Origin of the sequence: Nonomuraea terrae (genome assembly GCF_004348995.1) — a bacterium.
In the GTDB taxonomy this organism is placed as follows: domain Bacteria; phylum Actinomycetota; class Actinomycetes; order Streptosporangiales; family Streptosporangiaceae; genus Nonomuraea; species Nonomuraea terrae.
Map to the genome: position 1 here is coordinate 1 of NZ_SMKQ01000324.1, position 6642 is coordinate 6642.

Genomic DNA, 6642 nt, shown 5'->3' on the forward strand with positions numbered 1-6642 from the left:
GCCACCGCCGCCACCCCCACGCCGACCCCGGAGCACCAGGCCGCCGCCGAGCAGCCGCCCGCGGCCGCGGCCCCGGTCAACGTGCCGCCCCCGACGCTGTCGAAGCACACCTACACGTTCCCGGTGGAGGACTGTAAGACCACGTACCAGCGCAAGCTGCTCGTGCTGCCCAAGACCACGATCTGGGCGCAGGAGGGGTGCGCGTTCGTGGCGCCCGTCGGCGGGGTGGTCGACGAGGTCAACACCCAGGACAGATGGAGCCCGGGCACCGACGCCGGGCCCGACCGCGAGGGCAGGTTCGTCACGATCATCGGCGACGACGGCGTGCGCTACCTCGGCGGCCACCTCGAGTCGGTCGCCGAGGGCATCAAGCCGGGCGTCCGCGTCAAGCCCGGCCGGCTGCTCGGCCGGGTGGGCCGGTCGGGCAACGCCCGCGACACCGGCTCCAACCTCTACTTCGCGATCTCGTGGAAGACCGGCCCGGCCTACTGGTGGGTCCGCAGGGGCATGGTCGAGCCGTGGGACTACCTCGACGCCTGGCAGAGCGGCAACCGTACGTTCTCCCCTCGTGAGGAGACCCTGAAGCTGCGCAAGAAGCTCGGCGAGACGCCGCCGTGCACCGTCCAGTGCGCCTCGAAGCAGCCGCCGGCGGAGCCGTCCAAGGCCCCGAAGCCGCGCCCCACCCGGGGGAACGACGACAACCGGGGCAGTGACGACGTCGTCACGATCGAACCCGAGATAGCTCCGTTCGGTCAATGACGACGCCCGACCTGATCAGCTCCTGGATCTCGTCGACGACGTCCCAGACGTTGACGTTCATGCCGGCGATCACCCGGCCGCCGCGCAGCCAGTACGCGATGAACTCCAGACTCTCGGGGTCGCCGCGGTAGACGATCTCGTCGTGGCCCTCGATGTCGCCGGAGAACTCCATGCCCAGCTCGTACTGGTCGGTGTAGAAGTACGGGAGCCGGTCGTGGACGACCTCCCGGCCGAGCATCGACCGGGCCGCGGCCGGGCCTCCGTGCAGGGCGTTGGCCCAGTGCTCGACGCGGATGCGCCGCCCGTACACCGGGTGGAAGAACTCCGCGACGTCGCCCGCGGCGAACACGTCGGGATGCGAGGTGCGCAGCGCGGCGTCCGTGAGGATGCCCTGCCCGACGTCGAGCCCCGCGTCGCGGGCGAGCCCGACCTCGGGGGCCGCGCCGATGCCGGCCACGACGAGGTCGGCGCTGAGCCGCTCCCCCGAGCTGAGCCGCACGCCGGTCTGGGTGATCTCCGCGGCGGCGGTGCCGAAGCGCAGGTCGACGCCCTTGCTCGCGTGCAGGCGGGCGAACAGCGCGCCCAGCTCGGGACCGAGGGCCTTGTTGAGCGCGGTCGGCTCGGGCTCGACCACGGTGACCTCGCAGCCGGCCGTGCGCGCCGCCGCCGCGGTCTCCAGCCCGATCCAGGACGCCCCCACGACCAGCACGCTCACGCCCTTGGCGAAGCGTTCCTTGAGCGCCTCGCTGTCCTCGACGGTGCGCAGGTAGTACGCGGGCCCGGGCAGCCGCCGCGGCGCCGCGCCCGTCGCGATGAGCAGCTTGTCGTACGGCTGCCGCGACCCGTCGCCCAGCCTGACCAGGTGGCGGTCCGGCTCGATACGGGTCACGCGCGTGCCGAGCCGCAGGTCGACCGCGTGGTCGGCGTACCACTCCGGCGGGTGCACGTAGATCGTGTCGCGCTCGGTCCTGCCCTGCAGGAACTCCTTGGAGAGAGGCGGTCTTTCGTAGGGCCGTTCGCTCTCCGCGCCGATCAGCACGATCTCGCCGTCGAAGCCCTCCTCGCGCAGCGTCTCTGCTGCCTTCGCCCCGGCGAGCCCGGCGCCGACGATCACATAGGTGGCCATGGGCGCAGTATCCGCCCGGCGTGGCCCTCGGGAAAGCCGGTTGTGCCAGATCAGACGAAGCTTTGTCAGCGGGTGAGCCGGCGGTGCCAGGCCACCGCGGAGGTGTCGGTGAGTGAGGCGATCTGGTCGATGACCACGCGGACGCGGGCCGCGTCGTCAGGGGCCTTGTCGAACGCGGGCCGGAAGGCCGGCTCCAGCGTGCCGGGCGCGCCGAGGGTGATCAGCGAGGCCAGCTCGGTGATGAGCTCGCGCTGCCTGGCCTGGTTGGCGTGGTGGCCCTCGGTGGTCATCACGTAGTGCGCGGTGACCCCCTTGAGCAGCGCGCACTCCAGCTTCGTGGTGCGCGGCACGACGAGGTCGGCGCGGTGGCGGGCGCCGTGCACCTCCTTCGTGGCGGCCTGGGCGGAGGTGCAGAAACGGCCGATGAGCCCGCTGGTGAGCGCCTTCAAGCCGGCCAGGTCGGCGAGCGTGGCCTCGAAGTGACGCGGCCACAGCGGGTGCGTGATGAGCCGGGCGAAGACCTCCTCCAGCTCGCCGAGGTCGGCGCCGGGGGCGTACCAGGTGCGGGTGGTCCGGCACACCTCACGGCGCTCGGCGGGTGACAGCAGCGCCTCCGGGACGACGTGGCCGGAGTGCAGGGCGTCCTCCAGGTCGTGGACGGAGTAGGCGACGTCGTCGGCCCAGTCCATGATCTGCGCCTCGAAGCTCACCCGGCCCTCCCGGGCGCCCTCCCGGACCCACCGGAACACCGGCAGGTCGTCGTCGTACACGCCGAACTTGGGCGAGCCGTCGCCGCGCGTCCACGGGTACTTGATCGAGGCGTCCAGGACCGCGCGGGTGAGGTTGAGCCCGGCGCTGCGGCCGTCCTCGGTGAGGACCTTGGCCTCCAGCCTGGTCAGCAGGCGCAGGCTCTGGGCGTTGCCCTCGAACCCGCCGCACGGAGCCGCCAGCGCGTCCAGCGCCACCTCCCCGTTGTGCCCGAACGGCGGATGCCCCAGGTCGTGCGCCAGGCAGGCGGTCTCCACCAGGTCGGGGTCGACCCCCAGGGTGGCGCCCATCTCCCGGCCCACCTGGGCGCATTCGAGCGAGTGGGTCAGCCGGGTGCGCGGGATGTGCTGGCCACCGCCGAACGTCTCTCCTGGACCTACGACCTGGGTCTTCGCGGCGAGTCTGCGCAGCGCGGCGCTGTGCAGCACCCTGGCCCTGTCGCGCTCGAACGCCGAGCGCCGGGGATTGCCGGGAGGTTCCGGAACCCAACGTTCCTGGTCGTGCTCGTCGTAAGTGGGCATTGGTCCAGTGATTTTATCCAGTTTGCGGTGTTCCGCTAAGGTCAGCCTCGCGAGAACCCCTTCCCCGGGAGCGACTCCCCCATGACGACAGCGTTACGAGCGGTGCTGGCGTTCGCCTTGCTCGCCGGCTTCTACGTGCTGGTCGGCCTGGTCCTGGCCGCCGCGATCTTCTTGGACGTCATGCTCTTCGTCGAGTTCCGTCCGCGGCTGATCGAGTACGCCGTCGTGCTCACCCTGGCCGCGGCGACGCTCGTCCGTACGCTGATCATGGTCAGCCGCGGCGGGAGCGGCGAGCAGCCCGGCGTGGCGGTGGGGCGCGAGCACGAGCCCGCGCTGTGGCAGACCGTCGAGGACCTCGCCCGGGCGGTGCGCACCGCGCCGCCCGACGAGATCCGCCTGGTCCCCGACGTGAACGCCGCCGTGGCGGAGGACACCCGTTTCCTGGGGCTGCGGGCGACGCGGCGGCGGATGTACATCGGCCTGCCGCTGCTGCAGACGCTCACGGTGGACGAGATGCGCGCGGTGCTCGGGCACGAGCTCGGCCACTACAGCGGGGCGCACACGCGCCTCGGCGCGCCCGTCTACCGGGGCCGGGTCTCGCTGATCGCGACCGTGCGGAGCCTCGGCAAGCATCCGCTCATCCAGCGCGTGTTCACCATGTACGCCCGCCTCTACCTGCGCGTCTCGCAGGCCGTCTCGCGACGGCAGGAGCTGGAGGCCGACGAGTTCGCCGTCATGATCGGCGGCCGCCAGGCCATGGCGAACGCACTGCGCAAGATCCACACCACCGCGCTGGCCTGGGACGTCTACGCCTCCGGCTACCTCTCGCTCACCGGCGCGGGCGGGGCGCGGCCCTCGACGGTGTTCGGCGGGTTCCACCAGCTGATGAGCGACCCCGTCCGGCAGGCCCAGCTCGCCGAGCTCGGCGAGCAGCCCGACGAGGTCTCCCCCTACGACTCCCATCCCAGCCTGGCCGAACGGCTGGCCGCGATCGAACGCCTGCCCGAGCCGCCGCACACGCCCGACCCGCGCTCGGCCCTGACGCTGCTGGTGGACGCCGATGTGGCGGTGCGGGCCGTGGAGCAGACCATGTGGACGCCCGAGGCCCTGGAGGGGCTGCGCCCGGTGCCGTGGGAGGAGCTGGTGGCCCACGGCATGTACGCCGGCCGCAACGCCGAGGCGCTGCACGACCTGGCGGTGGCCGGCCAGCGGGTCATGGGCTCCACGCGCCCGTACCTGGACGCCGCGTTCGAGGCGATCGCCCGGGGGCGGCAGGGTGAGCTGGAGGCCCGGCTGCGCGAGCTGGGCTGGAGCCCGTCCGAGACGTTGCTGGCCGGGGTGCTGGGGCAGGCGCTGGAGGCGGTGCTGATCCAGCTCGGCCAGGCCCGGTGGACGCTGTCGTGGTCGGGGCCCGCGCGGCTGCTGTTCGACGACGGCGAGGAGGTCTCGCTGTCGGAGTACGCCGCGCAGGTGGCGGCCAACCCGGCGGCCGTGGCCGGGCTGCGGAAATGGCTCGGCGACCACGGGATGCGCCACGACTACGTGCCCGCCGAGGAGCCCACTCCTTCCATCGCCCGGTAGACCGGCTCAGCGCAGCGCCCGCTCCAGCTCGTCGCGGTGCTCGGCGACCCAGTCGCGGGCGGCGCGTACCTGCTCGACCACTCCGGCGTCGCGCAGCCTGACGGCGTGCGGCATGCCGGCCTCGGCGTCCGCCTCGATGCCGAGCCGGCAGCGGTCCTGCCACCACTGGACGGCCTCCACTACCTCGCCGCGCTCCCGCAGCCCGTACGCGTCGCAGATCAGCCGGACCTTCGCGGCCGCGTCAGGGCCCGCCCCGGGACCCAGGCCGGCGTACTGCCAGCAGACGTGCGCCACGTCGTGGATCCGCCGCCCCGGGCCCGCGATGTCCCAGTCGATGAAGGCGACCGGCCGCAACCCGGCTCCTTCGTCGCGGTAGACGGTGTTCTTCGGGGAGAGGTCGTTGTGGCAGACGACCTCCCCGTCGCCGGCCAGCGGGGTGCCGGCGGTCAGGTCGTGGAACTCGCGCACCAGCCCGGCCACCCGCGCGAGGCTCTCACCGGACGCGACCTCGCCGGCCTGCGCGTCCTGCCAGGCCACGTGGCCGTCCACGTAGCCGAGGATCTCGCGCCCGCTCTCGTCGAGCCCGCGGAACCGGGGCGCGCCCGTCCACCCGCACCGCTCGAACAGGGCCAGCAACTCGTGCACGTAAGCGGCGCGGGGACCGCGCGAACGGCGCACGGTGTCGCCCACGCGGACGACGGCGTTGACGAACCCGCCGGGCAGCTGTGTCTCCGACATGTTCTCCAGCATGCCCTCCGGGACAGGAGAATCGGCGGCGGCAACCGGTTTCCCCCGAGCGCCTTGCACACCGCGATGCGTGGCCATACGGTCACCCTTAGCATTCGCTTGGTTCAGAGGAGGCGCTGTGAACAGGCATGACGGCGGAACCCGGCGGGGCCCGGCCATGCTGCCGCACATCGCTTGGCGGCTCGAAGCGATGATCGCGGCCATCGCCGAGCGCCGGGCTCCCGCCACCGGCGCGATCGCGCAGGCGCTGCGGAAGGTCCCCCGCCACTGGTTCGTCCCCTCCGTGGGCCTCGCGCTCGACGACGACGGCGGCGCCGTGCCGATCGACCGCGACACCGATCCCCCGGCGTGGTGGGACGCCGTCTACTCGGGCAAGCCGATCGCCACCTGCCGGGGCGGGTCGGCGTACACGTGTGTCAATCCCGCGCCGAGCGCCGTCGTCGACCTGCTGGAGTGGCTCGACCTGCGACCCGGGCTACGCGTGCTGGAGGTCGGCACGGGCAGCGGCTGGGTCACCGCGCTGCTCTGCCGACTGGTGGGCGAGTCGGGCAACGTGACGTCGGTCGAGGCCGACCCCGAGGTCGCGCAGGCGGCGGCGCGCAATCTGGCCGCCGCCGGGATCCGCCCGCACCTGGTGGTGGGCGACGGCTGCCCGGAGCGGGGGCCGTACGACCGGGTGCTTGCGCTCTCGACGATGCCGGACGTGTGGATCGAGCAGGCCCGGCCGGGCGCGGTGATCATCGGAGGCGACGACAAGGCCGCACGGCTCGTGGTGCCGGAGACCGCGTCCTGACCCCGTGACGACCGCAGGACACCGGGACGCCCTGCGCGGCGGCATCCCGGTGCCCTGATCAGTGGTGCGTCAGGCGTCGAGGCGTCTAGGCGTCGTCGTCGGAGACCGAGGCCGAGCGGTTGCAGCGCGCGTTCGCGTTGCCGGAGTTGAACACGACGTTGCCGCACATGCTCAGCGGCGCGGAGACCGGCTCGACGATCTCGTCGTTGAAGACCGTGAGCAGGCTCGGGGGCGCGGCGGGCTCGACCGGCTCCGCCGGCTCGACGGGCTCAGCGGGCTCCGCGGGCTCGACGGGCTCGGCCGGCGCGACGGGCTGAGCCGGCGCCACTGCGGCGGGCTGCGGGGCG

Annotated in this window: 7 protein-coding genes; 3 read left to right on the top strand and 4 right to left on the bottom strand. The window is 73.0% G+C overall.

Translation table 11 applies throughout. The features are described from left to right. The first annotated feature begins 123 nt into the window (after positions 1-123). Positions 124-759: a M23 family metallopeptidase gene (locus E1286_RS45130; protein ID WP_246075696.1), complete on the top strand. Its 636-nt coding sequence runs from the start codon at positions 124-126 to the stop codon at positions 757-759. On the opposite strand, the gene E1286_RS45135 is transcribed toward E1286_RS45130, so the two are convergent. After that, complete coding sequence (locus E1286_RS45135; protein ID WP_165970223.1) at positions 722-1885, bottom strand: NAD(P)/FAD-dependent oxidoreductase; 1164 nt, start codon at positions 1883-1885, stop codon at positions 722-724. The genes E1286_RS45130 and E1286_RS45135 overlap by 38 nt on opposite strands. Positions 1886-1950: 65 nt before the next feature. Continuing rightward, positions 1951-3174: a deoxyguanosinetriphosphate triphosphohydrolase gene (locus E1286_RS45140; protein ID WP_132623250.1), complete on the bottom strand. Its 1224-nt coding sequence runs from the start codon at positions 3172-3174 to the stop codon at positions 1951-1953. 81 nt (positions 3175-3255) lie between these two features. On the opposite strand from E1286_RS45140, the gene E1286_RS45145 reads away from it, so the two are divergent. Next, on the top strand, positions 3256-4755 hold the full coding sequence (locus E1286_RS45145; protein ID WP_132623252.1) for a M48 family metallopeptidase: 1500 nt from the start codon (positions 3256-3258) through the stop codon (positions 4753-4755). Between the two features lie 6 nt (positions 4756-4761). On the opposite strand, the gene E1286_RS45150 is transcribed toward E1286_RS45145, so the two are convergent. Beyond that, the gene (locus E1286_RS45150) at positions 4762-5493 is read right to left on the bottom strand and encodes a phosphotransferase (RefSeq protein ID WP_132623254.1); all 732 of its coding nucleotides are present in this window, start codon (positions 5491-5493) and stop codon (positions 4762-4764) included. Positions 5494-5620: 127 nt separating this feature from the next. On the opposite strand from E1286_RS45150, the gene E1286_RS45155 reads away from it, so the two are divergent. After that, positions 5621-6295 (top strand): protein-L-isoaspartate O-methyltransferase family protein, encoded by a 675-nt coding sequence (locus E1286_RS45155; protein ID WP_165970224.1) that lies wholly within the window; start codon positions 5621-5623, stop codon positions 6293-6295. Between the two features lie 85 nt (positions 6296-6380). On the opposite strand, the gene E1286_RS45160 is transcribed toward E1286_RS45155, so the two are convergent. Further along, positions 6381-6642 (bottom strand): hypothetical protein (locus E1286_RS45160; protein WP_223190930.1); only part of this gene is annotated, 262 nt, incomplete at its 5' end.

Excerpts from the sequence above, each read along its gene's own strand:
- E1286_RS45135 (WP_165970223.1), bottom strand. The coding sequence starts at position 1,885 with ATGGCCACCTATGTGATCGTCGGCGCCGGGCTCGCCGGGGCGAAGGCA.
- E1286_RS45140 (WP_132623250.1), bottom strand. The coding sequence starts at position 3,174 with ATGCCCACTTACGACGAGCACGACCAGGAACGTTGGGTTCCGGAACCT.
- E1286_RS45145 (WP_132623252.1), top strand. The coding sequence starts at position 3,256 with ATGACGACAGCGTTACGAGCGGTGCTGGCGTTCGCCTTGCTCGCCGGC.
- E1286_RS45150 (WP_132623254.1), bottom strand. The coding sequence starts at position 5,493 with ATGTCGGAGACACAGCTGCCCGGCGGGTTCGTCAACGCCGTCGTCCGC.